This window comes from Streptomyces sp. L2 (genome assembly GCF_004124325.1).
Taxonomy (GTDB): Bacteria; Actinomycetota; Actinomycetes; order Streptomycetales; family Streptomycetaceae; genus Streptomyces.
The window spans coordinates 2,093,689-2,116,937 of record NZ_QBDT01000001.1; the positions used below are offsets into that span (position 1 = coordinate 2,093,689).

General features: G+C 70.8%; 22 protein-coding genes and 2 pseudogenes. 9 read left to right on the forward strand and 15 right to left on the reverse strand.

Going from position 1 to position 23,249, the window contains the following annotated elements:
• Nucleotides 1-17: 17 nt before the first annotated feature.
• The 6 genes from DBP14_RS08740 to DBP14_RS08765 form a co-directional block, all read right to left on the reverse strand.
• Entirely contained in the window at nucleotides 18-1,205 is a 1,188-nt protein-coding gene (locus tag DBP14_RS08740) for a beta-propeller fold lactonase family protein (RefSeq protein ID WP_129306451.1), read from the reverse strand.
• The gene (locus DBP14_RS08745) at nucleotides 1,205-2,023 is read right to left on the reverse strand and encodes a polysaccharide deacetylase family protein (protein WP_129306452.1); all 819 of its coding nucleotides are present in this window, start codon (nucleotides 2,021-2,023) and stop codon (nucleotides 1,205-1,207) included. The genes DBP14_RS08740 and DBP14_RS08745 overlap by 1 nt, the downstream gene beginning before the upstream one ends.
• Nucleotides 2,024-2,071: 48 nt before the next feature.
• A complete protein-coding gene (locus DBP14_RS08750) occupies nucleotides 2,072-2,590 on the reverse strand; it encodes an ATP-binding protein (RefSeq protein WP_164992284.1) in 519 nt (172 codons plus the stop codon).
• Between the two features lie 286 nt (nucleotides 2,591-2,876).
• Nucleotides 2,877-3,644 carry an enoyl-CoA hydratase-related protein gene (locus tag DBP14_RS08755; RefSeq protein ID WP_129306454.1) on the reverse strand — a complete coding sequence of 256 codons (768 nt, stop codon included), beginning with the start codon at nucleotides 3,642-3,644 and terminating at the stop codon, nucleotides 2,877-2,879.
• Between the two features lie 187 nt (nucleotides 3,645-3,831).
• Complete coding sequence (locus DBP14_RS08760) at nucleotides 3,832-5,070, reverse strand: Ig-like domain-containing protein (RefSeq protein WP_241741198.1); 1,239 nt, start codon at nucleotides 5,068-5,070, stop codon at nucleotides 3,832-3,834.
• Nucleotides 5,071-5,216: 146 nt separating this feature from the next.
• A complete protein-coding gene (locus tag DBP14_RS08765; protein ID WP_129306455.1) occupies nucleotides 5,217-6,449 on the reverse strand; it encodes an Ig-like domain-containing protein in 1,233 nt (410 codons plus the stop codon).
• A 201-nt stretch (nucleotides 6,450-6,650) separates the two neighbouring features.
• Here DBP14_RS08765 and glgX point away from each other — a divergent pair, with 201 nt between their 5' ends.
• The 5 genes and pseudogenes from glgX to DBP14_RS08790 all read left to right on the forward strand — a co-directional run bounded on the left by glgX (nucleotide 6,651) and on the right by DBP14_RS08790 (nucleotide 12,122).
• Entirely contained in the window at nucleotides 6,651-8,864 is a 2,214-nt protein-coding gene (gene glgX / locus DBP14_RS08770; RefSeq protein WP_129311751.1) for a glycogen debranching protein GlgX, read from the forward strand.
• 99 nt (nucleotides 8,865-8,963) lie between these two features.
• Nucleotides 8,964-9,470, forward strand: coding sequence for a SigE family RNA polymerase sigma factor (locus tag DBP14_RS08775; protein ID WP_129306456.1), 507 nt, complete (start codon nucleotides 8,964-8,966; stop codon nucleotides 9,468-9,470).
• A gap of 12 nt (nucleotides 9,471-9,482) precedes the next feature.
• Nucleotides 9,483-10,040, forward strand: a complete 558-nt coding sequence (locus DBP14_RS08780) for a hypothetical protein (RefSeq protein WP_206739232.1) — start codon at nucleotides 9,483-9,485, stop codon at nucleotides 10,038-10,040.
• Between the two features lie 79 nt (nucleotides 10,041-10,119).
• A pseudogene (locus DBP14_RS08785) lies at nucleotides 10,120-10,845 on the forward strand (dolichyl-phosphate beta-glucosyltransferase); the annotation flags it as partial.
• A 98-nt stretch (nucleotides 10,846-10,943) separates the two neighbouring features.
• The gene (locus DBP14_RS08790; protein WP_241741200.1) at nucleotides 10,944-12,122 is read left to right on the forward strand and encodes a glycosyltransferase family 39 protein; all 1,179 of its coding nucleotides are present in this window, start codon (nucleotides 10,944-10,946) and stop codon (nucleotides 12,120-12,122) included.
• Nucleotides 12,123-12,137: 15 nt separating this feature from the next.
• On the opposite strand, the gene DBP14_RS08795 is transcribed toward DBP14_RS08790, so the two are convergent.
• From DBP14_RS08795 to DBP14_RS08810, 4 genes are read right to left on the reverse strand one after another with little or no spacing between them, the layout of a single operon-like run.
• Nucleotides 12,138-12,797 (reverse strand): response regulator transcription factor, encoded by a 660-nt coding sequence (locus DBP14_RS08795; protein WP_129306458.1) that lies wholly within the window; start codon nucleotides 12,795-12,797, stop codon nucleotides 12,138-12,140.
• The gene (locus DBP14_RS08800) at nucleotides 12,787-14,034 is read right to left on the reverse strand and encodes a sensor histidine kinase (protein ID WP_129306459.1); all 1,248 of its coding nucleotides are present in this window, start codon (nucleotides 14,032-14,034) and stop codon (nucleotides 12,787-12,789) included. Before DBP14_RS08800 ends, DBP14_RS08795 begins: the two co-directional genes overlap by 11 nt.
• Nucleotides 14,035-14,059: 25 nt before the next feature.
• Nucleotides 14,060-14,794: an ABC transporter permease gene (locus DBP14_RS08805; RefSeq protein ID WP_129306460.1), complete on the reverse strand. Its 735-nt coding sequence runs from the start codon at nucleotides 14,792-14,794 to the stop codon at nucleotides 14,060-14,062.
• Nucleotides 14,791-15,699 carry an ABC transporter ATP-binding protein gene (locus DBP14_RS08810; RefSeq protein WP_129306461.1) on the reverse strand — a complete coding sequence of 303 codons (909 nt, stop codon included), beginning with the start codon at nucleotides 15,697-15,699 and terminating at the stop codon, nucleotides 14,791-14,793. Before DBP14_RS08810 ends, DBP14_RS08805 begins: the two co-directional genes overlap by 4 nt.
• A 303-nt stretch (nucleotides 15,700-16,002) precedes the next feature.
• Between DBP14_RS08810 and DBP14_RS36720 the strand changes: the two are divergent.
• Together DBP14_RS36720 and DBP14_RS08815 are read left to right on the forward strand one after the other, a co-directional pair.
• A pseudogene (locus tag DBP14_RS36720) lies at nucleotides 16,003-16,050 on the forward strand (hypothetical protein); the annotation flags it as partial.
• A gap of 32 nt (nucleotides 16,051-16,082) precedes the next feature.
• Nucleotides 16,083-16,583 (forward strand): hypothetical protein, encoded by a 501-nt coding sequence (locus DBP14_RS08815; protein WP_241741309.1) that lies wholly within the window; start codon nucleotides 16,083-16,085, stop codon nucleotides 16,581-16,583.
• 856 nt (nucleotides 16,584-17,439) lie between these two features.
• Here the strand turns inward: DBP14_RS08815 and DBP14_RS08825 are convergent.
• The 5 genes from DBP14_RS08825 to DBP14_RS08845 all read right to left on the reverse strand — a co-directional run bounded on the left by DBP14_RS08825 (nucleotide 17,440) and on the right by DBP14_RS08845 (nucleotide 20,865).
• Nucleotides 17,440-17,859, reverse strand: a complete 420-nt coding sequence (locus DBP14_RS08825) for a PIN domain-containing protein (protein WP_129306463.1) — start codon at nucleotides 17,857-17,859, stop codon at nucleotides 17,440-17,442.
• Complete coding sequence (locus DBP14_RS08830) at nucleotides 17,856-18,140, reverse strand: hypothetical protein (protein WP_129306464.1); 285 nt, start codon at nucleotides 18,138-18,140, stop codon at nucleotides 17,856-17,858. The genes DBP14_RS08825 and DBP14_RS08830 overlap by 4 nt, the downstream gene beginning before the upstream one ends.
• 856 nt (nucleotides 18,141-18,996) lie before the next feature.
• Entirely contained in the window at nucleotides 18,997-19,395 is a 399-nt protein-coding gene (locus DBP14_RS36725; protein ID WP_241740842.1) for a hypothetical protein, read from the reverse strand.
• A 286-nt stretch (nucleotides 19,396-19,681) separates the two neighbouring features.
• On the reverse strand, nucleotides 19,682-20,200 hold the full coding sequence (locus DBP14_RS36730; protein ID WP_241740843.1) for a helix-turn-helix domain-containing protein: 519 nt from the start codon (nucleotides 20,198-20,200) through the stop codon (nucleotides 19,682-19,684).
• A 71-nt stretch (nucleotides 20,201-20,271) separates the two neighbouring features.
• A complete protein-coding gene (locus DBP14_RS08845) occupies nucleotides 20,272-20,865 on the reverse strand; it encodes a winged helix-turn-helix domain-containing protein (RefSeq protein ID WP_241740844.1) in 594 nt (197 codons plus the stop codon).
• A gap of 1,227 nt (nucleotides 20,866-22,092) precedes the next feature.
• Here DBP14_RS08845 and DBP14_RS08850 point away from each other — a divergent pair.
• On the forward strand, nucleotides 22,093-22,551 hold the full coding sequence (locus tag DBP14_RS08850; protein ID WP_347239642.1) for a winged helix-turn-helix domain-containing protein: 459 nt from the start codon (nucleotides 22,093-22,095) through the stop codon (nucleotides 22,549-22,551).
• On the forward strand, nucleotides 22,491-23,108 hold the full coding sequence (locus DBP14_RS08855; RefSeq protein WP_241740845.1) for an IS630 family transposase: 618 nt from the start codon (nucleotides 22,491-22,493) through the stop codon (nucleotides 23,106-23,108). Before DBP14_RS08850 ends, DBP14_RS08855 begins: the two co-directional genes overlap by 61 nt.
• Nucleotides 23,109-23,249: the final 141 nt, after the last annotated feature.

Consider the following 23,249-nt stretch of genomic DNA (forward strand, 5'->3'; position numbering starts at 1 on the left):
CGTCAACTGACTCTCGGTCAGCGGAAGATCCCGGTGTGTCCGAGCGAGTAGCGGCCCGGCTGGGGGTAGACGGCGAGGCCGTGCGGACCGCTGCCGACCTTGATGCGGGCCAGTTCGTCGCCGGTGCGCGTGTCGATGGCGTACACCTCGGCGTTGTAGCGGCCGGACAGCCACAGCACCTTGCCGTCGGCCGAGACGCCGCCCATGTCGGGGCTGCCGCCGCCGGGCAGGTGCCACTTCTTGGTGAGCCGGTTCTGGGTGAAGTCGAAGACGGAGATGGAGCCCTCGCCCCGGTTGGAGATGTACATCTCGCGGGAGTCCCGGCTGATGTACAGCCCGTGGGCGCCCTTGCCGGTGGGCAGGAACTCGGGCTTGGCGAAGGTGTCGCCGTTCAGGATCCACACTCCGTCGGCCTTCATGTCGGCGATGTAGAACCGCTTGCCGTCCGGGGAGATCTTGACGTCCTGCGGCTGGGCGTCGTCGTAGGGCAGCTTCTGCTGTCCGACGACCTTCATCTTCACCGTGTCCACCTTCAGCAGTTCGCCGCTGAACTCGCAGGAGACGATGAAGTAGCGGCCGTCGACGGAGAAGTCCGCGTGGTTGACGCCGTAGCAGCTGACCGGCACCGCCTTGACGGTCTTCATGGTGTGGGCGTCGCGGAAGACGAGCTGGCGGTCCATGGAGGCCATGACGACGGCGTACTTGCCGTCGGGCGTGAAGTACAGGTTGTACGGGTCGTGCACGGGGACGGGGTCGCCCGCCTTGCCGGTCCGCGGGTCGATGGGGGTGAGGCTGTTGCCGAGGTCGTTGTTGACCCACAGCGTCTTCAGGTCCCAGGACGGCACGACGTGCTGGGGCTGCCGGCCGACCGGGATGGTGTCGATGACCTTGTACGTCTCGGGGTCGATGACGGTGACCGTGTTGGACTCGGTGTTGGGCACGTACACCCGGGGCGGGAAGTCCTTGACGACCGGGGAGAGGTGGTTCGGCCGGTCGGCGGCGTAGACGTCGCTGGGGTCGGTGACCGGGGGCATCCCGGGCAACACGTTCACCTGGGGTTTCTTCGGTTTCGGCCGGGGCGCGGCGGGCGCCTTGCTGCCGAGGGCCTCGTCGGCGTGCTGCTGGGTGCCGCACGCGGAGAGCAGGGACAGGACGGTGAGGGCGGCTCCGGCGGCCAGCAGGCGGGCGGCTTTGGTGGGTTGCATCAGCTCAGCAGCTCCGTGGTGGTGACCGCGCGCAGGCCGCGGCGGTCGAGTTCGTGGAGTACGGCGGGGAGGGCGGCGACCGTGTCCGGATATCCGAAGTGCATGCTCACGACGGAGCCGCCGCGCACCTCGGCGAGGACCTTGCGGGTGACGGCGTCGGCGCCGGGACGGGTGTAGTCCAGCGAGTCGACGTCGTACGACAGCACGTGCGGGTAGCCGGCCGCGCGGGCCAGCCGGGCGACGAGCGGGGAGGCGGTGGGGGCGCGGGAGGGGCGGAACCAGCTGCCGATGGAGCCTGTGAGCCGCTTCAGCCGGTCGGCGCAGCCGGTGATCTCGGCGCGGGCGTCGGCCTCGGACATGGCGTTGATGGCGACGTGCCGCTGGGTGTGGTTGCCGAGGTCGTGGCCGCCGTCGAGGATGCGGCGGGCCATGTCGGGGTGGTCGTCCAGCCAGGTGCCGACGGCGAGGACGGTCAGGTGGGCGCCCTGCTGTTCGGCCGCGGTGAGCAGGGAGTGGGCGAGGGCGGGGTCCCCCTGGCCGTGGAAGGTGAGGGCGACCTGGGGGCGGGTGCGCGGTCCGTGGGTGATCTGGGCGGGCTGGCCGGGGTAGGCGCGGGGGGCGGGGGCGGTGTGGGGGGTGGCCGCGGGGTGGCCGGACGCGCGGGAGGGCGGGGCGGTGGAGGACGTGGGGGCGTTCGCGGCCGGCGAGGCCGCGGCGGACGGACGGTCCGGGGCGCCGGCGCACCCGGCGGCGAGGGCGCCCCCGGCGACGAGCCCGGCGCCCGCGCGCAGCACCTCGCGTCGGTTGGTCGTGGTCACCCGACCATTTAAGGGGGACCGGGTAAGAAAACCGCCGATTACCCCATTTTAGGGAATTTTCGGGTCGCGTTCGGTGACGCGCATCTCGAACCAAGTCGTCTTGCCGCGCGGCAGCAGGTCGACGCCCCACCGGTCGGCCAGTTCGTCGACCAGGAACAGTCCCCGGCCGCTGACGTCGGTCTCCTGAACCGGCATCAGGCAGGGCAGCCCGCGGGACGGATCGCGGACCTCGACGCGGAGCCAGCCGGTGCGGCGGCGCATCCGCAGTCCGAACACCCGGGCGCCGGTGTGCCGTACGGCGTTGCCGACGAGTTCGGAGACGAGTAAGACGACTTCTTCGGTCATCTTGGGGGTGAGCCCCCAGTTGCGCAGGACGACGACCTGGGCGAGGCGGCGCGCGGTGGCGGCGGACTCGGGGCGGGACGGCAGCGGCACCTCCGACTGCGCGGGATTGCCGAAGAGTTCGAGCGCCTTCAGACCCCGCTCGTCCTCGACCGCGGGCGACCAGCGCGCCGCGGCCGCACGGCTGTGTCCCCGCGGCTGTTCGATACCCTCCAGCCCCGCCATGCCCCCATGATGGCGGTCCGGAGCCGTCTCCGTGGCCGTTCCGGAGGAATACGCCCCCCGCACGCCCCCGATGCGCCCCATTCGCTCGGCATATGCCGACGGCAGGAGAGGCTCGGCGAGAACCCGGCTGACCTGGGAGGACGACTCATCACGGGGCAATCGTCCGACTCCCTCGACGAGACAGACTTAAGGCTGCGTTAAGGCTGCCATAAACCGCCCCATCGGGGGACTCATATCGGACGACGCGTCAACTCGGCGGGGCTTGCGCCAAGTTCGGCCGAAGGAGTCAGAGGAACTTGGCCTTGCCCGGGCCTTCCTCCACGAAGCTGCGCATGCCCCGGTCGCGGTCCTCGGTGGCGAACAGGCCCGCGAACCAGTTCCGCTCGACGGCGAGACCGGTGTCGATGTCGGTCTCCAGACCGGTGTCCACGGACTCCTTCGCCGCGCGCAGGGCGATCGCCGGTCCCTGCGCGAGCTTGGCGGCCCAGGCGTGCGCCTGCGTGTACACCTCCTCGGCGGGTACGACCCGGTCCACCAGGCCGATGGCGAGGGCCTCGTCGGCCTTGACCATACGGCCGGTGAAGATGAGGTCCTTGGCCTTGGAGGGGCCGACCAGGCGGGGCAGGCGCTGAGTGCCGCCGGCGCCCGGGATCAGACCGAGCAGGATCTCGGGCTGGCCGAGCTTGGCGTTCTCGGCGGCGATGCGGTAGTCGGCGCACAGGGCGAGTTCGCAGCCGCCGCCGAGGGCGTAGCCGGTGACGGCCGCGACGACGGGCTTGGGGATGCGGGCCACGGCGGTGAAGGAGTCCTGGAGGGCGCGGGCGCGCAGGACCATCGCGGCGTGGTCCATCTCCTGCATCTCCTTGATGTCCGCGCCCGCCGCGAACACCCGCTCGCCGCCGTAGATCACCACGGCGCGCACGTCGTCGCGGCGGGTGGCCTCCTCGGCGAGTTCCTTCAGCCGGTCCTGCGTGGCGATGGCCAGCGCGTTCATCGGCGGGCGGTCCAGGCGCAGGGTTCCGACGCCTTCGGCGACTTCGAGATTCACGGTCATGCTCCGCAGGTTAGCGGGCGTTCACCGCGTGGGCAGCACCGGTGCGTTGTCGACTGCCCGTCGTGGTGGGTTCTCGCGCCCACGCGGCGGAGCCGCATCTATGACACGGCCCCGCGCCCCTGAAGGGGCGCGGGGCTGCGTCGATTTGCGGCTCCGCCGCGTGGGCGCGACCAGCCACAGCGCGCCGTTACTTTGTCCAGTCCGCCCAGGACATGTTCCAGCCGTTGAGGCCGTTGGACGGGTCGACCGTCCGGTCGTGGGAGTGCTTGACGACGACCACGTCACCGACCATGGAGTGGTTGTAGAACCAGGCCGCCGGGGTTGACCTGTCGTAGCCCCCGCGCACATCGCGGAGCCCCACGCAGCCGTGGCTGGAGTTGTAGTTGCCGAACGCGCCGCCGCCCCAGTAGTTGCCGTGGATGAACGTGCCGGAGTCGGTGAGGCGGATGGCGTGCGGGACGTCCTTGATGTCGTACTCGCTGCCGTAGCCGACCGTCTCGCTGTTCATGCGGGTCACGGTGAACTTCTCGCTCATGACCATCTGGCCGTTCCACGTGTCGTAGCCGGGCTTGCCGGTGCTGACCGGGATGGTCTTGATGACCTTGCCGTCCTGGGTGACCTTCATCGTGTGCTTCTCGGCGTCCACGACGGAGACCTGGTTGCGGCCGATGGTGAACTTCACCGTCTTGTGCTGCTTGCCGTAGACGCCGTCACGGCCCTGGACGCCGTCGAGGTCGAGGTCGACGGTGACCTTCGTGCCGGCCTTCCAGTAGTTCTCGGGGCGGAAGTCCAGGCGGTCGTTGCCGAACCAGTGGCCCTCGACGTCGACGGCCGGCTCGGTCTTGATACGGATGGCCTTCTCGACGTCGTCGGGGTGCGTGATGCCGCGGGTGAAGTGGACGGAGAACGGCATGCCGACGCCGACGGTGGAGCCGTCCTCGGGGGTGAAGTAGCCGGCGAAGGTGTTCTTCGGCGTCAGCGTGGTGAACGTGGAGTCCTCGGCGGCCGACCGGCCCTGGGAGTCCTTGGCGACCGCGTGCACCGTGTACTCGGTGGCGGCGGCCAGGTGGGTCGACGGCGCCCACGAGGCGCCGCCGGCCGCGATGGTGCCGTCGACCTTCGTGCCCTTGGCGTCCTTGACGACCACCTCGGTCAGCTTGCCCTTGGCCACGCTGACCTTGAGGGCCCCGCTGGTCTCGACGCCCTTGGCGCCGGACTTGGGCGTGATGCTGACCGCGGCGGCCGACTGCTTGCCCGCCTGCGCCGAGGCGTCCTTGCCCTTGCCGTCCCCGGACCCGGCACCCGCCCCGGACCCCGAGCCACCGCCGCCGCACGCGGTGAGGGAGACCAGAAGGGCACCGGCTATGAGTGCCAGTCCCCCGCGGCCCGTCCGCCCCCGTACCGACGCCCCCGATATCGGCCGCACGTTCAAGTCGTTCTCCCCTCCCAGGCCCAGCTCAGGCCCACACCCCGGCGCGACCCCACGCGCACTTTCGGGCATGGTAACCGCCGGGTTTTGAGAGCGGTGTCAGGCGAATGTCACCGTTCCGTCGCAACTTCAACTTCCCGGGGTCACATGGTCGCGCCGCCCGCCGTCCACGCCTTCCAGGTCATGTTCCAGCCGCCGAGCCCGTTGTCCGGCGCGACCTTCTTGTCCTCGCTGTGCACGACCTCGACGACGTCCCCGACCAGGCTGCGGTCGAAGAACCAGCCCGCCGGGGTGTCCGAGCCGCCGCCCTTGACGTCCCGGAGGCCGACGCAGCCGTGACTGACGTTGGTGTGCCCGGGGGCGTCCGGCGACCAGTAGTTGCCGTGGAGGAAGGTGCCGGAGTCGGTGAGCCGCATGGCGTGCGGGACGTCGGGGATGTCGTACTCGCCGCCGAAGCCGACCGTGCGGCTGTTCATGCGGGTGACCTCCAGCATCTCCATCACCACCATCTTGCCGTTGTAGGTGGGGGTCTTCGGGGCGCCCGCGCTGATCGGCACGGTGGCGAGCAGCCGCCCGTCGCGCCGTACCTGCATGGTGTGCTCGGCCGCGTCGACCAGGGAGACCTGGCTGCGGCCGACGGTGAAGGTGAACGTCTTGTGCTGCAGTCCGTAGACGCCGGGCGCCCCTTCGACGTCCCGGAGGCCGAGGTCGACGGTGACCTCGGTGCCGGGCTTCCAGTAGTGCCGGGGGCGGAAGTCCAGGCGGTCGTCGCCGAACCAGTGCGGGCGGATCTCCACCGGCGGCCGGGCGGTGACGTGCACGGCGCGTTCGACGGCCGCGCGGTGGGTGATCTCCCGGTTGAAGGAGAGGGAGACGATCATCCCGGTGCCGACGACCGCGCGGTTCTCGGGGGTGACGTAGCCGATGAACCGCTCCCCGGGGACGTACGTGGTGAACGTGGTGTGCCGGGCCGAGCGGTGGCCGTGGGCGTCCAGCGCGACCACATCGACCGTGTACCTGGCGGCGAGCGCCAGCCGGTCGTCGTCCGGTTTCCAGGTCAGCCCGTCGGCGCTGATGTGCCCGGGGACGGGGGTGTCCTGGGCGTCCTGCTGCCTGCTGACGCTCACCTTCTCCAGCCGTCCGCCGGGCACCCGTACCCGCAGCGCCCGGTCGGCCCGGACGGCCTTGCTGCCGTCGTCCGGGGTGACGCGGATGAAGTCCTCGGGGGCCGGGGGTTTGCCGAGGACCCGGTCGATGCCCAGGGGGCCGGAGCCGTCCGCGGAACAGCCGGTGGCCCCGGCCAGCAGTCCCGCCCATGTCAGTACGGCGGCCAGCGCGGCCCCCGCGCGCCGTGCGCGTCCTTGTGCGTGCCTCACGCGGGGCTCAACGACCGGGCCACGCCGGGGAAACGTGAGTGCGACGCCGCCACTGGGCAGAACAGTGGGGAGAACGAGGCGTTGGGGAGCCGTCGCGCCCCGGAAGCGAGCCGCCGAAAGAGGGGCCGACTGGTGACGAGCGCAGCCGATGAGCGGGCCGGGACCGAGGAGGGTGCCGCCGGGAACGGGCACCCCGCCGCCCTGGACGGGCTCCCCGCGTCCACGACGCACGGCGCCCGCCGGGCCGTACCGCCCACGGCACCGGTGTGGCCCGGCGCGCCGACCCCGCTCGGGGCCCGGTTCCGCATCGGCCCGGACGGGGTCGCGGGCACCAACTTCGCACTGTGGGCGGCCGGGGCGGAGGCGGTCCGGGTGTGCCTGTTCGACGCTGCGGGCCGGGAGACGCAGGCGCCGCTCGCCGAGCTGACGCACGAGATCTGGCACGGCTTCGTGCCGGGCGTGATGCCGGGCCAGCGCTACGGCTACCGGGTGTCGGGCCGCTGGGACCCGTGGACCGGCGCCCGCTGGAACCCGGCCAAGCTGCTGCTCGACCCGTACGCGCGAGCGGTGGACGGCGCCCGCGGCAACGACTACGGCAGGCTGCCGCCCGAGGTCTACGGCCACGTCCGGGACTGGCCCGAGCAGCACGTCGCCGACACCGTCCGCGACGACCGGGACTCGGCGCCGTACGTCCCCAAGGGTGTCGTCGTCGACGATGACGACGACTGGGAGGACGACCGCCGCCCCAAGACGCCGTGGGCGGACTCCGTCATCTACGAACTGCACGTGCGCGGCTTCACCCGACTGCACCCGGGCATCCCGGAGAACCTGCGCGGCACCTACGCCGGTCTCGCGCACCCGGCCGCGATCGAGCACCTGGTCAAGCTGGGCGTGACAGCCGTGGAACTGCTCCCCGTCCACCAGTTCGCCCACGAGGACCACCTGCTGCGCCGGGGCCTCGTCAACTACTGGGGCTACAACTCGGTCGGCTACTTCGCCCCGCACGCCGCCTACGCCGCCTCAGGTACGACGGGCCAGCAGGTCGGCGAGTTCAAGCGGATGGTCCGCGCCCTGCACGCGGCCGGCATCGAGGTCATCCTCGACGTGGTCTACAACCACACCGCGGAGGCCGGCGAACTCGGCCCCACCCTCTCCCTGAAGGGCATCGACAACCGCGGCTACTACCGGCTCCAGGACGACCCGCGCCGGTACGCCGACTACACCGGCTGCGGCAACACCCTCGCCGTCGTCCAGCCCCAGGTGCTGCGGCTGATCACCGACTCGCTGCGCTACTGGGTCACCGAGATGGGCGTGGACGGCTTCCGCTTCGACCTGGCGGCGGCGCTGGCCCGCTCGATGCACGACGTCGACATGCTCTCCCCCTTCCTCGCGGTCATCGCCCAGGACCCGGTGCTGCGCCGGGTCAAGCTGATCGCCGAACCGTGGGACATCGGCTCCGGCGGCTACCAGGTGGGCGCGTTCCCCCCGCTGTGGACCGAGTGGAACGACCGGTTCCGGGACACCGTCCGCGACTTCTGGCGCCACGCCCTGCCCGACGTACGGGAGATGGGCTACCGGCTGTCCGGCTCCAGCGACCTGTACGCCTGGGGCGGGCGCCGCCCGTACGCCTCGGTCAACTTCGTCACCGCGCACGACGGCTTCACCCTGCGGGACCTGGTGTCGTACGACCGTAAGCACAACGAGGCCAACGGCGAGGGGAACCGGGACGGCACGGACGACAACCGCTCCTGGAACTGCGGGGCCGAGGGCGAGACCGACGACGCGGACGTACGGGCGCGTCGGCGGCGGCAGACGCGCAACCTGCTGACCACCCTGCTGCTGTCCACCGGCGTCCCCATGCTGGTCGCCGGCGACGAACTCGGGCGCACCCAGCGGGGCAACAACAACGCCTACTGCCAGGACAACGAGACCAGCTGGCTGGACTGGTCCCTGCTGGACGACCCCGAGTGGCGCCCCCTGTTCGAGCTGGCGTCCCGGCTGACCGCCCTGCGCCACCGGCACCCGGTGCTGCGCCGCCGCGCCTTCTTCTCCGGCCGCGCCCACTCGGCCGACGGGCTGCGCGACCTCGCCTGGTTCACGGCCCACGGCACGGAGATGACCGAGGGCGACTGGTACGCCCCGGCGGCCACGCTCGGCATGTACCTCTCCGGGCGGGACATCCCCGGCCGGGACGAGCGGGGCGCGCCGGTCCTCGACGACAGCTTCCTCGCCGTGCTGCACGCGGGCGACCGCCCGGCCCCGTTCGTACTGCCCGGCCCGCCGTGGGCGGAGCGCTACGAGTGCGTCGTGGACACCTCCCGCGAGGACCAGTCGGGGCCGCCGGGTACGGTCCATCCGGCGGGCACCGGCATCACGGTCCCGGCCAGGTCGGTGCTGCTGCTCCGGGTCGGCTGACACCGTGTGACGCGGATCACCCTTGCCGGGTGCAGCGCCGGCGGGGGCCCAGGGCCTTTCTCCTGGTGTGGACAGCCGGGGAGAGCGGGGACCGTGGGAATGGAGCAGGCTCGGGCCGGTGAGTACGACGCGTTCGTGGCGGCCCGCTGGTCGGTGCTGTTCCGGTTGGCCCGTCTGCTCACCGGGGGCGATCGGCACCGTGCCGAGGACCTGTTGCAGGAGTCACTGGTCAAGCTGTGGTTCGTCTGGCCGAAGATCGCCGACGAGGCGCCGGAGGCGTACGTGCGCACGGTGCTGGCGCGGGCCGCGGCCCGCTCGGCGCGACGCCGCTGGTGGGGCGAGCGCCCCATGGAGGAACTGCCCGAGGTGGCGGCCGCCGGCGACATGTCGGCGACCGTCGCCGAGCGCTCCCGGCTGGAGACGGCGCTCGCACGGCTGAGCCCGCGGCAGCGGGCCGCCGTGGTCCTGCGGTACTACCAGGACCTGCCCGACCGGCAGGTGGCCGAGATCCTGGGCTGCCCGGTGGGCACCGCCCGGTCCCACGCCGCGCGCGGGGTGGCCCGGCTGCGCCTGCTCCTGACCGACGTCATCGAACCGGTGGGGTGAGGGGGGAAACCGATGGACGACACCACGCGAGTGAACGGCCCGGACCAGTTCGAGCGGCAGCTGACGGAGCTGCTGCGCGGCGGCCCGGAGCACCATCCCTTCGAGGCCCGGCACCGGGAGCGGCTGTACGCCGGGGTGCGCGCCCGGCGCCGGGTGCGGGCGGCACGGCGGGCCGCGGGTTCCGTACTGGCCGTGGCCGGGCTCGGCCTCGGGCTGCTGCTGTGGCCGCACGGCTCCACCGACGACCTGCCCAGTGCCCCGCGGCCCCGGCCGGCGATCAGTCCCGCGCCGTCGGCGACCACGTCGCCCTCGCCGGACGTGTCCCCCAGCGGGGCGCCCAGCTCGTCCGCGACCAGCGAGCCGCCCGGCTCGTCCGCGACGAGCCTGCCACCTGACCCCTCCCGGACGAGCCTGCCGCCCGACCCGGGTGGCACCACGACGACCGAGGAGCCGCCCGCGACGACGGGGAGTTCGGCCACGGCGACCGCGCCCGGCGACGCGCCGACGTCCCGGTCCCCCGGCGAGGGGGTCACCTCGTCGCCGCCGGCCCCGCCCTCCCCGACCGGCTGACCGGGCCTCAGCGCCCCGTCCCCCTCTCTTTACCTCCCCCGCCCCGCGTGCCTTCGGCGCGCCCTGCGAACGAGAACAAATGACTATGAACGTGACGAATGACGAGCCCGTCGTGGACGTGACCGTCCCGGTGTTCAACGAGGAGCAGGACCTGGAACCGAACGTACGGCGACTCCACGCGCACCTGCGGGACACGTTCCCGTACCCGTACCGGATCACCATCGCCGACAACGCCAGCGCCGACCGCACCCCGCGCATCGCGGCCCGGCTCGCGGGCGAACTGCCCGAGGTGGAGTGGATACGGCTGCCCGAGAAGGGGCGGGGCCGGGCGCTGCGCGCCGCCTGGTCGGCGTCCCGGGCGCCGGTGGTGGCGTACTGCGACGTGGACCTGTCGACCGGCCTGACCGCGCTGCTGCCGCTGGTCGCACCGCTCATCTCCGGCCACTCCGACCTGGCCATCGGCACCCGGCTGGCCCGGGGCGCCCGGGTGGTGCGCGGACCCCGCCGTGAGGTCATCTCCCGCTGCTACAACGTGCTGCTGCGCTGCACGCTCGCGGTGGGCTTCTCCGACGCGCAGTGCGGGTTCAAGGCGATGCGCCGGGATGCCGCCGACCGGCTGCTGCCGCAGGTGCGGGACACCGGGTGGTTCTTCGACACGGAGCTGCTGGTGCTGGCCGAGCGGGCGGGCCTCAGGATCCACGAGGTGCCGGTGGACTGGGTGGACGACCCCGACAGCCGGGTCGACATCGTGTCCACGGCGCTGGCCGATCTGCGCGGGATCGCCCGGATGCGCCGCGACCTGGCCCGCCCCTGCCGTCGTAGGACCGCGTCGTGACCGGGCTGCTGACCACGGCCGAGCTGGGGACGGCCGCGCGGGGCGGCCTCGCGGACGCGCGGGAGCGGCTGCGGGCCGCCTGGCGCCGGTGCGCCCCGGTGCTCGGGCTCTTCGGTGCGCTGAAGCTGGCCGGATTCTGCTCCTTCATGTACCTGCTGTCGTCGGCCGGGGACTTCCGGAAGAAGGACCCGAGGTTCGGCGGCGGGGCGCACGCCTGGGACGTGCTGGGCACCTGGGACGGCTGGTGGTACCAGCAGATCGCGCTGCACGGCTACGACCCGAAGCTCGTCCCGGTGCCCGGGGCGACCGGCCTGATCACGCTGGAGGGCAACTCGGCGGCGTTCTTCCCGCTGTACCCGGCGCTGATGCGGCTCACCTCGCAGCTCACCGGCCTCGGCCCGTACGGCGCGGGCGTTCTGGTCTCGATTCTGGCCTCGTTCGCCGCCGCCCTCGGGATCTACGCCGTGGCCGAGCGGTTCGGCGGGCGGCGGGCCGGGCTGGCCGCGGCCGGGCTGTGGGCGGTGTGGCCCGGCTCGGGGGTGGAGTGGGCGGTGTACTCCGACTCGCTGTACGTCGCCCTCGCCGCCTGGGCCTGCCACGCCGTGCTGTCCCGCCGCTGGCTCACCGCAGGTGTCCTCACCTTCGCGGCGGGCCTGAACCGGCCCACGGCGGGCGCGCTCATCGCCGCGCTCGGCGTCGCCGCGCTGCTCGCGCTGCGCGATCGCCGGGACGGCGTCCTGCGCCCGCTGCTGTCGCTGGCCCTGGCCCCGCTCGGCCTGCTCGGCTATCTGGGCTGGGTGGGCCACCGGATGGGCGACTACGGCGGCTACTTCGCGCTCCAGAAGGGCGCCTGGGCGCACACCTTCGACTACGGCGAGCAGACCTTCGACGTGCTGACGTCCGTCCCCGTGGGCCACTTCGGCTACCTCTTCGCCTGGCCGTACGCGGACTTCATCGGCGTCGGGGTCGTCTTCCTGGCGTTCGTGCTGCTCCCCCTGCTGCTGAGGCTGCGCCCGCCGGCGGTGCTGGTCGTGTACACGGTGCTGACGCTGGCGCTGGTCCTGGGCAGTCAGCAGATCTTCTGCAACGTCTCCCGCTACCTGCTGCCCTGCTTCCCGCTGTTCCTCCCCCTGGCCGTCGCCCTGCGCCGCCTCAGCCTGCCCGTCCTGTGCACGGTGCTGACGATCACGGCCCTGGCGTCCGGCTCGTACGCGGGGTACGCGCTGTTCGAACTCGGCGTGCCCTAGCGTTCGTCGGGGCCGCTAGCCGCGGTCGGCTCGGCCCAGGATGCCGCGGTCGTAGGCCACGGCGACCGCGGCGGCGCGGTCGTTGACGCCCAGCTTGGCGTACAGGTGGGTGAGGTGGGTCTTCACCGTGGCCTCGCTGATGAACAGTTCGCGGGCGATCTCCCGGTTGGAGGTGCCGCGCGCGACCAGGGCGAGGACCTCGCGCTCCCGCGCGGAGAGCGGCTCGTTGCCGTTGCCGGCCGGGGTGCGCACGGCGTGCACCAGGCGGGAGGCGACGGCCGGGGAGAGCACCGTACGGCCCTCGGCGGCGGCCCGGACGGCGGTGAACAGCTCGTCGCGCGGGGCGTCCTTGAGCAGGTAGCCGGTGGCGCCCGCCTCGATCGCCGGGAGGGTGTCGGAGTCGGTGTCGTAGGTGGTGAGGACGAGCACCTTGGCGCGAGCACCGCGCCGGGTCAGCTCACGGATGGCGTCCACGCCGGAGCCACCGGGCATCCGCAGGTCCATCAGGACGACGTCCGGGCCGAGGGCGGTGGCCCGCTCGACGGCCTCGACGCCGTTCGCGGCCTCGCCGAGGACGGTGAAACCGGGCGCGGACTCGAACATGCCGCGCAGACCGTCCCGTACGACCGGATGGTCGTCGACGATCAGCAGGGTGATGATGGGCTCAGCGGTCATGGCGTACCAACGGTACGCGAGCGGACACCGCCGTGCCGTGACCGGGCTCGGACTCGACCGTGAGGGAGCCGGCGATGCGCTCGGCCCGGGCCCGCATGCCGTCCAGACCGAAGCCGCCGGCGCGGGTGCGGGCGGGGACGGCGGCCGGGTCGAAGCCCGTGCCGTCGTCGCGCACGTCCAGGACGACCTCGTCGCCCATGAAGGACAGGGTGACCCCGACCCGGCCGGCGCGGGCGTGCCGGGCGGCGTTGGCGAGGGCCTCCTGGGCGATGCGCAGCAGGGTCGCGGAGACCTCGTCGTGCAGTTGCTCGGCGGTGCCGGTGACGGTGAACTCGGCGCGCACCCCGGTGCGTTCGCCCCACTCGGTGACCGTGTTCTTCAGGGCCTCGGGCAGCCCGGTGTCCTCCAGGGCCACGGGGGCCAGGTTGTGCACGGAGCGGCGGGCCTCGCCGAGGCTGTGGCGGGCCAGCGCGGAGGCCCGGTCCAGGTGGGTGCGGGCGGTGGCCAGATCGGTGGCGCCCGCGACGACCTGGAGCTGGGCGATGATCCCGGTCAGGCCCTGGGCGATGGTGTCGTGGATCTCGGCGGCGAGCCTGCGGCGCTCGTCGGCCACCCCGGCCTCCCGGGCCTGGACGAGGAGTTGCTCGTGCAGCGCGGCGTTCTCCTCCAGCGCCTGCTGCAACGCGGTGTTGGTGCGCTCCAGTTCGGTGATGGTCTCGGCCTGGACGGCGGAGCGGTTCTGTTCCTGGAGGGCGTACCGGGTGAACACACTCACCATCACCATGTTGACGAGCAGGACCAGGAAGAAGCCGACCCACAGGACCAGGCCGTGCGGCGGCCAGCCGCCGATCTCACTGCCGGCCATGGTGATCGCGGTCAGGAACAGGCCGGGCAGCACCAGGCGGTGCGGCAATTCGCGGGCGGCCGTGTAGTAGCCCGTGACCGCGTAGAAGGCGAAGAACGGGTTGGCCCACGTCAGTACGAAGGCGATGGCCCAGCGCACCAGGTAGAGGCAGACCCCGGTCCGGCTCGGGCCCGGCCGCCGGCGCTTCACCCTGCCCCAGATCAGCTGGAGCACGACCGCCGCGGGCACGAGCGCGGCGCAGACGGTCATCCCGGTCCGGTCCATGCCGACCGGGCGCGCGGAGATGGCCGACGCGACGACACCGGCGGCCAGCAGCGCCCAGGGCCCCCACGTGTCGAAGGAGGCCCGGGGCTGGTGCGCGTCGTTCGTCATGCGACCAGTGTCCGGCACGGTCCGCTCACTCCCACCGGAACCAGCGGGCCGCGGCGGCCGTCAGCAGCACCGTCCACAGGGCGAGCACGCCCAGGTGGTCCCAGCCGGGCCAGTGTCCGGCGGCCGCCTCGCCGAGGGCGCGGGCCGCGGCGCCGAACGGGGTCAGGCCGACCACCCGGGCCATAAGGTGCGGCATGGCCTGCACCGGCAGCCAGACGCCCGCGCAGAACATCATCGGGAAGTACACGACCGTCCCGATCGCGTTCGCCATCTTCGTCGTCCGGGACACGGCCGAGACCACCGAGCCCAGGGCGAGCGCGGCCAGCACGGCGAGGACCAGGGCGAGGAGGTAGCCGGCGGCCTGCTTCGGCAGCGTCACGCCGAAGGCCAGCCGACCGACAGCGAGGGCGAGCACCGCCGAGCCGAGCGCGGCCGCGCCCTGGACCAGCATCTGCGCGGACAGCAGCGCGGAGGGCCGTACCGGCGTGACCGACATGCGGCGCAGGATGCCGCGCTCCCGGTAGCCGGTGACGCCCTGAGGCATCGACTGGACGCCCGAGGTGATCAGGGCGACGAGGACGACGACGGGCACATAGGTGTCGATGAGCCGCAGCCCGCCCAGGGAGGCGTCGGGGTCCCGGAACGACGGGATCGAGCCGAGGATGGCCAGCAGCAGCGTCGGGAACAGCAGGATCCAGAAGACGGCGCCGGGCTCGCGGCGGAACAGGCGGAACTCGGTGCGCAGGACGGCGGTGTTCATGCCGTGGCCTCCTTGGTCAGGTCCAGGAACGCGTCGTCGAGGGTGGCGTCCACCACGCGCAGCTGGTGGGCGGTGACACGGTGGCGGGCGAGCAGCGTGAGGACCGCGTCGACGGTCTCGTCGGTGCCGGACAGCGTGATCCGGCCGTCCTTGTGCTCGATGGAGGCGAGCGCCGGGAGCCCGGCGAGATCACGCTCGTCCAGCGGGGCGGACGGGGTGAAGCTGACGACGGTCGCGCCGGCGGAGCGGCGGATGATCCCGGACGGGGTGTCCAGGGCGGCGATCCGGCCCCGGTCGATGACCGCGATCCGGTCGCACAGCCGCTGCGCCTCCTCCATGAAGTGGGTGACGAGCAGCACGGTGACCCCCTCCGCCCGGACCTCCTCGATGAGCTGCCAGGTGTCCCGGCGGGCGCGCGGGTCGAGCCCGGTGGTCAGCTCGTCCAGGACGACGACCCTGGGGTTGCCGATCAGCGCGAGGGCGATGAACAGACGCTGCTGCTGCCCGCCGGACAGCTTGCCGAACCGGGAGCCGAGCTTCTCGGTGAGCCCCAGCCGTTCGGCGAGGTGCCGCCAGTCGGCCGGGCGCGGATAGAAGGCCGCGTACAGCTCCAGCGCCTCCCGCACGGTCAGCTTGGCCTGCAGCTCGCTCTGCTGGAGCTGCGCGCCGAGGACCCTGGCGACCTTCGCGTGGTCGGCGACCGGGTCCAGCCCCGTGACCCGGACCCGGCCGCCGTCGGGAACCCGCAGCCCCTCGACGCACTCCACGGTGGTGGTCTTGCCGGCGCCGTTCGGGCCAAGGATCCCGAAGATCTCGCCCTCCTCGACGGCGAAGGAGACGCCGTCCACGACGGCCCTGCCGCCGTACGACTTACGCAGATCGGTGACTTCGATGACGGATGCCATGCCATCGAGAATCCCGTCCGGCGGCCCTCCCCCACATCGCCCGTCCCGCTCGAAGCGGCATCGTCCGATCGGTTGATGCGGGGGTACGACCGGGATTCGTGGGCGGTCCCACCGGGAGTGGGGTGAGGGCCGCACGGCCGGTCGAACGCGCAGGTCCCTGGACACCCGCCGGGGGTACCGTCTGAGTGTTGCCGTGCTTACCGCAGAACGGAGTTCGCCCTGTCGCAGAGCACCGAGAAACACACCGGCGCGCGGATCGCCCGTGTCCGCAGGCAGCGGGGTCTCACCCAGCAAGGGCTGGCGATGCGAGCGCACGTATCGAAGTCGCTGCTGTCGAAGGTCGAGTGCGGGCAGAAGCCCTCCTCCCCCGCCCTCGTGGCGGCGTGCGCCCGCGCGCTGGGCGTCTCGACCTGCCGGCACTCATCGACGAGTCGGTGCAGACGGCACACACCAGTACCGGGGAGGAGCAGCGGATCGCTTACGAGTGCCTGGCGGAGTCGTTCCGGTGTGTGTTCACCGTGGCGTGGAAACTCGGCTTCCTCGACCTCGCGACCGTCGCCCTGGACCGCCTGGCGTGGACCGCGCCACGGGCCGACGAACCGGGGCTCGCCGCCAAGCACGCGTACCTGCGCGCACAGACCACGCTGCCCTCCGGCCGATACGACGTGGGGCTGCGTGTGGTCGACCGGGCCATACGGGACCTCGACGGCCAGGAGTCACGCCGCCCCGCCGGCATCGCCGCCATGCGCGGCATGCTGCACCTGCGCGCCGCGACGATCGCAGGCCGCATGAAGGACCGGGACCATGCGGACGCACGCCTGGCCGAGGTGCGCTTTCGCGCACAAGCTGACGGAACGTTGCGTTTACGCGTTATAACTCGATAAAGCAGGATGGCGGCACAGATGTGCCGCCGTCTATCAGTAGACTCCCAGGACTCAATGCCGAGCCATGGGCCGCAAAGTACCTACAGCAGTCGCATTCTCAGTCGTGCAGCCGAATCGACAGGTCGGAGGCAGTGACGGAGATTCGCCCGAAGTCGCCCGTCATAACGTACAGGTCCCCCTCCACTTCAAGAGAGTCGACAGTCCCGTAGTCCAGTTCGCCAGTTGCATCCTTCGCCGGCGGGGTTCCCTGATCAGTCCAGGACAAATCCGCCACGTGCGAGAATTGGAGCGTTCCTTTCCGGTAACAGTGCCTCTCGCCAGGCGAAGCAGGCCCGTGTTGCGGGTGATCGACATTCAGAGCTAGGTCCACTTCAAGGGCCAAGGCCCCTGGGTGAGCCTGAATTTCTAGGACATAACTCTCTTCGAAGCGGTAAACAGCCAGTCGACTCACTTCCCTATAATCATTCATCCTAGCTCATTTCAACATGCGGGTCACTGCTCCCCGGGGCCCTACCAGTACCCTTCTTGATAGTGGGCCGCAGAATACCGTTGGCATCATGGAATTTGATGGGGCCATTATCCGTCTGACTACGGACCCAACCGTTCGCTTGCCCAAACTTCTCCAATTGAGACGCCTTGGCGGTGCCATTTCTAGTGATTTGACCCATTGCAACGTCTGCGTCATAGCCGACGACACAGCCGCTGTTGTGAACGAGGACCGGGGTGTCGCCCGCCAGCGCATAGTACGTGTGCTACGCAGCACCCCTCTACCTGCTTCTTCGCTGGTCAGCGTGGGTTTTGCGTTCCGCTGGCGTCCGTGGTTGTGCGGGGGAAATCCGTGGCTGTTGCCGCAGCTTCAGGTCAGGTCGGGAAGCAGGGTGAAGTAGTCCGTGTGCTTGGGCTGGACGACAGTGAAGTGACGGCGGTCGAGGGTGGCAATGCGCTGGGCTCCATGGCGTTCGGCGACTGCGATCACGGAGGCATCGACCGCTCCGAGGGGAAAGCTGTCGTACTGCTCGATGAGTTCACCGACGCGGAGGAGGTCGTCAGTGGTGACGTTGTCGAGCTCGAAGTGGCCACTGGCCACGTGGTCGATGAATGTACGTTCCACGTGTGGCCAGCGCTCCAGCTGCCAGCTGACCTCGGTCAGGACGGTGGAGGGCAGGATCTTCCGGCCTCGGAGCCGGGAGAAGAAGTCCACGCAGCGGGCGTGGTGGTTGTCCCTGGCGTTGAAGAACGCGACGAGTGGTCCGGTGTCGAGGATCGTGACGGTCACCCGGCGGCACTCCCGCGCTGGTCGCCGCGGGCTGCGATGTAGGCGTCGTGATTCTCTGCGTAGTCGGCGGGGGCGTCGATGCTACCGGCGAGAGCGAGGAAGCTGGCCGGGAGCAGGTCTCCCTCGTCGTCGGCCTCGTCAGTCTGATCTTCCGCTCGTGGCGGGAGAACGTCGGCGAACTCTTCGTCCTGGCTGATGATCAGGCGGAGGCGGCGGGCCTGCCGAGGACTGAGGTGTTCCACGGCGTACCGCAGGTCTTCGTAGTCACGTGCTGCCGTCATGGCTCAAGTCTGGCATGCAGGCCCCTTCGGTGTCCTGGGGCAGCGACCTTTGCCTCTCCAGCTCGCGCTGGCTGGCGACTCGAAGCCGGGACCCGGCAGCGTCGGGGCCTGAGCGGGAGGTGTCCTTCGTCGGTCGGGCAGCTTCACCGGACCAGAGTTCCCCAGGGGTCATCAGGGCAGCCCACTACCGTGACGCGTACCCGCGTGTAGCTGGTGGGGCCTCGGCCACCGACCGTCCGCTACGGCTGCGGGTTCGCCGGATGGTCACCGGTCACGTGTGTCTCGCTCAGCCCCCACCGGCGCCAGCCACGCCGTCATGCCGTCACGGCCTAGACCAGCGCCGAGCCGCAGGCGTACGCGACGGCGGTTCGCCTCGCCGAGTACTTCGCTGCTCGGCCGGTCAGGCCCCGGTCCGCTGGGGTGCGCGCCGAGTGGTCGGTGGGCGTCGCCGGCGAGGCGGCAGACAGGAGCGGGCGGCGGTCACCGGCCGCCGGCGCGCGGCTGCCCCGCTGGTCCGGGCGCGCAGCAGCCAGCACAGCGAAGACCTTTCTGGGGCTCTGCCCCAGACCCCGGCCCTCCCTCCGAGAGGCAGGGGGACGAATGTCGGGTGCGGCTTCGTCGTGGTGAGTGGTCGCGGGGCGCGGGTGGGGTCCCTCGCCGTCCGGTCACCGGAGGCGTACCAGGAACCCGCGGGGGCCGCCAACGCCAAGCGCACGCGTCACGATGTGAGCCTTGGCGGCCCCCGGGGAACCCTGGCACGGCGAAGCTGCCCGACCGACGAGGGACCCCCTCCCGCTCAGGCCCGGAATCTGTCGGAGGCTGACTCCGGCCGGCGGATGGCCAACCCCGAGGGCGCTCAGGATGCCAGCAGTTCGGCGACTTCGGGCACATCGCGATAGCTCCGGAGTCGATCGAGGACGATTCTCGTGCGTTGTGCCGTGCGTTCGCTGCCGCTTTGCCCGAGGGCGAGCATCCGACCCGCTGTTCCCGCTGCGGCCTCGGGCTCGTTGGCGTCGGCGTAGGCCACCGCCAGCCAGGAAAGATACAGCGCCAACTCCCGGGCGTGGCTGGCGTCGTAGCGTCCGAGCACATCCGTCAGCAGCGGCACGGCCCGCAGCGGGCGCCGCAGTTCGGTGTAGACACGGGCCTCCATGACCTGCAATTCCCCGGCGTCCATCCAGTACAGGTACGACGGGGATTCGGTGCCGGCCGAGTCCTCGGACAGAGCCTCGGCCGCTTCCCCGAGGGCGGTCATCGCCGGGCGGTCCTGCCCGGCACGGGTATGCGCCCAGGCGACACGATCCAGGTACAGCGCGCGAGCCTTCGCCGGGGCGTCGGGACCCGGCGTCCTCCAGGGCGGCGCGGGCCAGTCCCACGGCGTCCGCTGTCCGGCCGATGTTGCTCCACTGGTAGGCGAGCGAGCCCGCCACGTTCCCGGACAGCACGCCGTCCCCGGCGGCCTGCCCGGCGCTCATGCCGAGCCGGTAGATGCGCTCCGCCTCGGCATGCTCCCCTGCGTCGGAGGCCACTCACCCGGCGATCTACGCCAACTCTCCGATGGTGCGGAGAAGTTCGCGCCCGACTTCTTCGGTGTGTGTGCCCTCGCGATAGAGCTTCACAGCCGCTTGCAGCTGGCGCAGCGCGGGCCCGATCAGGTCCTTGCCGTACACCACATCGTCAGCCAGCCGCAGGCCGTGTACCCGCTGGGCCAGGTCACCCACCTGTCCGGCCCCGATCCGGCGGCCCGTACGAGCACGAAGCGGGGCCAGCGGATCGCCCTCGGGCAGGAAGTCGGCGACGGACCGCACCGGCGGCGCGGACTCGACCGGCTGAACGGCCTTCGCCCTCTCCAGCATCTCGCGCGGCACCTGAAGCACCTGCGCGAGGAAGGGAAGCCACTCACGTGGAGACCGCGTCCCGATCTCCCAACGCGACACGTCATTTCGCGTCGGCGGGACGCGCCCAGGAGCAGCCTCAGCCAGAGCCTCGGCGAGCCGCCGCTGACTCCAACCACGCGCCATGCGCAGCCGCCTGACCAGTTCTCCGATCGTCTCCCGCACCCCACCAGTTTGGCAGACAGCAAGGCAGACACGCTGGCTACTCCGCAAGGTCCACGCCGGCGGGACGATGATCAGCAACGCCAAGCTGAGTCGAGGAGAGGGCAACTAGATGGCTGAGCGTGCGACACCGTGGCCAGAGGGTCCCGCCATGCAGGGGCCGCGCCTGCTGCCGTGGGCCACTGCCGAGGCTCACCCCAGGTACGGCCGGTGACCTGGTCCGACCGGATGCCGACCTGGTCGGCGAAGAGGATCTCGCCGCCATCCTGCTTCGCCTTCGCGCGGATCTTCGGCCAGGTCTCCCGATGCCAGCGCCGGACGGCCAGCGGGTCCTGTTCCACGGCCCGCTTGTCCGGCCGCTGGAAGGACAGGCCCCACCGCTTCAGGTACTTGCCCACCCCCACCTCGGTCAGTCGCACCCGGTACAGCTTCGCGATCAGGTCACCGATCAGCCGCCGAGTCCATAACTGTCCACTCAGCCCCACATCGCAGGGCCGGTGATCGAGGACCGCCTGCCGCACCGCCGCCTGCTCGGACTCCCCGAGCACCTGGTGCACCCCGACCGGCTTGCCGCGCGGGCGCATGACCAGCGCCTCCCGGCCACCGGCCTGCCACTTCGCCCACCAGATGTCGACCGCCTTCAACGACACCCCGAACACTGCCGCCACGTCCTCACGGTCCCGCCCCGCCACCAGTGCGGCCACCGCCCGCAGCCGCAGGGCCTCCTACGCCGACGGCGACAGATGCCGCGCGTCCCCCACCAGATCGCTCACACCCCACCAACGACCCAGAACCCGAACCGTTTCGGATCAAATATGACTGTCAGATGAATCGCAGGCCGCCCGCAGGATATCCCTTCAGGGAACACACTCGATGCGAATTGCAGTCACCCCAACAACATCTCGCAGGTTCGGCGCGACTACACAAACGCACGACCAGTCACCACGTGAAACCGAGAAGACCAGCACTTCTGCCAGGGAGCTAGCCCGAATCGCTTCAAGGAACTTGTCGAGTTCTTCCGCCTCACCTCCTCTGCTTCTGAGTCCCGTCGCACGGGACGAATAGAGCGCCTCCACATCGCACCTCGCCGCCGGGGTGGCGCGATAGGAGAAATCGTTCCAGCTGGCCAGGATATCCAGCCCATGTCGAGCAGAGGCCCACCCCAAGCTGGCAAGCGCGGCAGCATCTGACGAGCCGCAGTTCCGTCAATCTCCATCGCCACGTGACTCCCGTTCCTGGCTGACGGCTTGACGATAGTCAGCGTAGATCGAAAACCTCGGCACCCTGCACAAGGTTTTCCACAAGAACTTCACTCTCGCCCCACTTGTCTTCGCCGTATAGCGCCATCTGTCGAAGTGGATTTCCTGGGGTCGGAAGAGAAATTCTGAGAATCACGCCCGGAGTTTCCCCGTCACGCACCCCCATGGCATACCTTCGCGCAACCTCAGGGCTGGTCGTCCACGAGGTGTATATGCTCTCCGTGTTGTTGTCATTGTGTTCCACCGATGTTGCCTTGCCGCCCCGCGGCGCTGCCCGCCCCTCCAGAGCGTTCTGAAAACCGGGATGCCCCTCAGGTACGCCTCGGTAAAGATATCGCCCGCCAGGATGCTCGGCTTTGAGGCTGCCGAACGTGTCACAATTGTGAACGAGGACCGGGGTATGGCCCGCAAGCACATAGCACGTGTGCTACGCGGCACGTCTCTACCTGCTTTTTCGCTGGTCAGCGCGGTGTTTGCGTTCCCCTGGCGTCCGTGGTTGTGCGGGGAAATCCGTGGCTGTTGCCGCTGACGTTGAAAGGGTGGGGTGACAGCGGGCGTTGGTGGTGCTACATCCTCGTCATGAGGTACGCGGATGGCGGCGGCTTGACCGCTGTGGGGCGGGCGAAGCGTGAAGCGGTGCGCTTCGGGGCCGCGGAGATGTTCGAGCAGGGGGTGCGGCCGCCGGAGGCGGCCCGCCGGTTACGAGTGTCGCGGAAGTCGGCGTACGCCTGGCACGCTGCCTGGCGCAAGGGCGGCAGAGCGGCTCTGGTGTCCAAGGGGGCCGGCGGCTTTCCGTGTCAGCTCAGTGACGGCCAGGCGGAACGCCTGCAGGTCGGGTTGGAGGCTGGCCCGGCCGCGCACGGCTGGATGGAGGATCAGCGGTGGACCCTTGCCAGGGTCGCGGAGCTGATCCATCGCCTGTTCGGCTACCAGTACACCCCGCGTGGGGTGTCGTATCTGCTGCACCGGCTGGGCTGGTCGCCGCAGGTGCCCGCGCACCGGGCGGTCGAACGCGACGAGCAACCGGTCGCGCGGTGGCGGACGGAGCAGTGGTCGCGGGTAAGAGGACGGCCCAGCTCCTGGGCGCGTGGATAGTCTTCGAGGACGAGGCCGGGCAGGACCTGAAGCCAGCGAAGGGCCGTACGTGGTCCCGGCGTGGCCGGACTCCGGTGATCAAGGTGACGGGGAAGGGCTCGGGCCGGGTCCTGATGGCCGGGATGATCTGCCTCAGACCGGGCCGCGAGACCCGTCTGATCTACCGGACGCAGACATATCGAGGCCGTACGGGCGAGAAGAAGGGCTTCAGGGCTCGCGAGTTCGCCGCCCTTCTCACCGATACCCACCGACGACTCGGGGCGCCGCTGATCGTGGTGTGGGACAACGCCAGCACCCACCACGCCAAGGCCCTGCGGGAGTTCTGCGACCGCAACAGCGACTGGCTCATCATCGTCAAGCTCCCGCCCTACGCGCCCGACCTCAATCCCGTCGAAGGTGTCTGGGCCCATGTGAAGAAGTCCCTGGCCAACCCTGCACCCCGCGCGATCGAAGACCTCACTCCGCTCGTGAAGAACCGACTACGCGGCATCCAACGTCGACCCGAGGTCCTCGACGGACTTATCGCCGAGACCGGACTGGCGCCGGAGCCCCCGTAACCCAGTCACCCCACCCTTTCAACGTCAGCGTCAACTACTGCCGTCAGACCGCCCTGAAAAGCCGCAGCAGCCCTCTCCGGAAAAACGGCGGGGGCTGCTTTCTTGCACACTCTTTGGTTAGCCGCCCGTACACCTCAGGCC

Excerpts from the sequence above, each read along its gene's own strand:
- DBP14_RS08740 (WP_129306451.1), bottom strand. The coding sequence starts at position 1,205 with ATGCAACCCACCAAAGCCGCCCGCCTGCTGGCCGCCGGAGCCGCCCTC.
- DBP14_RS08750 (WP_164992284.1), bottom strand. The coding sequence starts at position 2,590 with ATGGCGGGGCTGGAGGGTATCGAACAGCCGCGGGGACACAGCCGTGCG.
- DBP14_RS08755 (WP_129306454.1), bottom strand. The coding sequence starts at position 3,644 with ATGACCGTGAATCTCGAAGTCGCCGAAGGCGTCGGAACCCTGCGCCTG.
- DBP14_RS08775 (WP_129306456.1), top strand. The coding sequence starts at position 8,964 with ATGGAGCAGGCTCGGGCCGGTGAGTACGACGCGTTCGTGGCGGCCCGC.
- DBP14_RS08780 (WP_206739232.1), top strand. The coding sequence starts at position 9,483 with ATGGACGACACCACGCGAGTGAACGGCCCGGACCAGTTCGAGCGGCAG.
- DBP14_RS08795 (WP_129306458.1), bottom strand. The coding sequence starts at position 12,797 with ATGACCGCTGAGCCCATCATCACCCTGCTGATCGTCGACGACCATCCG.
- DBP14_RS08800 (WP_129306459.1), bottom strand. The coding sequence starts at position 14,034 with ATGACGAACGACGCGCACCAGCCCCGGGCCTCCTTCGACACGTGGGGG.
- DBP14_RS08805 (WP_129306460.1), bottom strand. The coding sequence starts at position 14,794 with ATGAACACCGCCGTCCTGCGCACCGAGTTCCGCCTGTTCCGCCGCGAG.
- DBP14_RS08810 (WP_129306461.1), bottom strand. The coding sequence starts at position 15,699 with ATGGCATCCGTCATCGAAGTCACCGATCTGCGTAAGTCGTACGGCGGC.
- DBP14_RS08830 (WP_129306464.1), bottom strand. The coding sequence starts at position 18,140 with ATGACGGCAGCACGTGACTACGAAGACCTGCGGTACGCCGTGGAACAC.
- DBP14_RS36725 (WP_241740842.1), bottom strand. The coding sequence starts at position 19,395 with ATGACCGCCCTCGGGGAAGCGGCCGAGGCTCTGTCCGAGGACTCGGCC.